Below are 1,949 nucleotides of genomic sequence, written 5' to 3' on the forward strand. Positions count from 1 at the left end.
TAGCAGGTGGTTTTGTTGTTTCGTACTTCGTACTCAACCAGCTAAAGCCAAAAGCATAAAAACAAAAAGGAATTGAATGATTTCACACACTCAATTCCTATTGCTCTTTCATTTCATTAAATACTTGTAAAGCTAGACAGCCTAGTCCCGTATGAATTCCAACTGCACTTACTAAATTGATGACTTTTACTTTAGCGCCTTCAATTTGGTTTTCAATCTTTTGCGCATATTCTTTTGCAGCTTCTAACGCATCTACGTGTGCAACAATAAATGTATAATTAGAATCTACATTTAATTCTTTTAAATGTTTAATAACACGATCTTGTGCACGTGTCATTGTACGAACTTTATCTAATACATCTACTTTTCCATTCGTACTTTTACCAATATGCAAAATAGGTTTGATTTTCAATAAACCACCTAATGCGGCAGCCATCGGTGTCAATCTTCCACCACGTTTCATATGATCTAAATCATCACACAACAACACAGTTTCACAACTATCCGCAATGTTTTGTAGTTTTTTAATAATTTCATCAATTGGAATGTTTGCTTCATACATCTTTTTAGCTGTCTCAATCATACATCCTTGTTCAACCGCTGTGCAATAACAATCAACGCCTACAAATTTCATTTCTAATTGATTTGCAATCATTTCCATAGAATCCAATGTTCCGGATAATCCTCGACAAATAGGAACCGCAAAAATTGTGTCATATCCTTCATTTTTTAATTCTTTAAAACAATCTTCAATTTTACCTAAACTAGGCAAGGATGTTCTCAACACTTTTTTTTCATGTAATTTTTTTATCACTTCAGAATATGTAATTTCTGTATATTCATCTTTTGATTCTTCATCACAAGTAATTTGTAATGGAAGACAATAAATTCCTTTTTCTTTCCAATAGTCTGGATGCTGGCCTGTTCCGGTATCCGTCACAAATGCAATCTTCATAACTAGGCCCCCTTTACTTTTTTCACAAATTGAACGCCTACAGCACCTAATCCTGTATGTACTGCAATAACGGCATACATTGGATCTATATGAATTTGAATGTCTTCGCCAAACACATCGTGTAGCTCATCAATCACCAATTGTGTACCTTCTTGATTTTCTCCGTTTAACACATAAAATTCATAATCTTGTGCATTCGCATCTTTTGAAATCACTTTAACAGCTTTTTTAATAGCTTTGGACATTGTACGTACTTTATCAAAAACATCGACTTTTCCTTCAGTATTTTTAGATACTTCCAAGATTGGTTTGATTTTCAACATTCCTGCAAGCTTAGCTGCCATTGGAGTTAATCGTCCCCCCTTAGCTAGATGATCTAAATCTTCTGGAATTAAAAAACCACGTGAATGATCTACACTGTCTTTTAAACGTGAAATGATTTCTTCTGGGTGTATTTCTTGTTCAACTAATTTTTGAGCTGATAACACCAAATATTTTTCCACACCTAAAGTAGTATATATATCTAATGTATGAATTTTAACCCCATGCCATTTACCAGATGCCTGTATTGCCTGATTTGTTCCTGATAATCCATTTGATAGAGTTATCAAAATAACATCCGTAATACCATTATTTTTATATGATTCTAATAAAGCCTCAATATCGCCTAATGGTGGCATGCTTGTTTGAGGCATAAAGCCTCTTTCTAAGAATGAATTTAATTCTTCTACTGTTAAATTCACCCCATCTAAATATGTTTTATCTTCTATTTGAACCTGTAAAGGTAAAAAATCAATTCCTAACGCTTGTGCTTCTTGTTTGGTTAATCCACAACCACTTTCTGTCAATACTCGAGCCTTCATTAAAACCCTCCTTTTTCGAAATCATCCTAATCCTAACATGAAATATTAATTTTCTCAAATGTCTGATATAATTAGTTTGAGATAATATGAAGTGACCTCCTATTGTCAATACGTGGATTACGACTCATAAT

2 protein-coding genes are annotated in these 1,949 nt (G+C 33.4%); both read right to left on the reverse strand.

The window, feature by feature from the left end; translation table 11 throughout:
• Positions 1-97: 97 nt before the first annotated feature.
• Positions 98-955 carry a DegV family protein gene (locus LJE08_RS13365; RefSeq protein ID WP_186998842.1) on the reverse strand — a complete coding sequence of 286 codons (858 nt, stop codon included), beginning with the start codon at positions 953-955 and terminating at the stop codon, positions 98-100.
• Between the two features lie 2 nt (positions 956-957).
• On the reverse strand, positions 958-1,818 hold the full coding sequence (locus LJE08_RS13370; protein WP_117926652.1) for a DegV family protein: 861 nt from the start codon (positions 1,816-1,818) through the stop codon (positions 958-960).
• Between the last annotated feature and the right edge of the window lie 131 nt (positions 1,819-1,949).

Source organism: Holdemanella sp. DFI.5.55 (assembly GCF_020593575.1).
GTDB classification, from domain to species: Bacteria; Bacillota_I; Bacilli_A; order Erysipelotrichales; family Erysipelotrichaceae; genus Holdemanella; species Holdemanella hominis.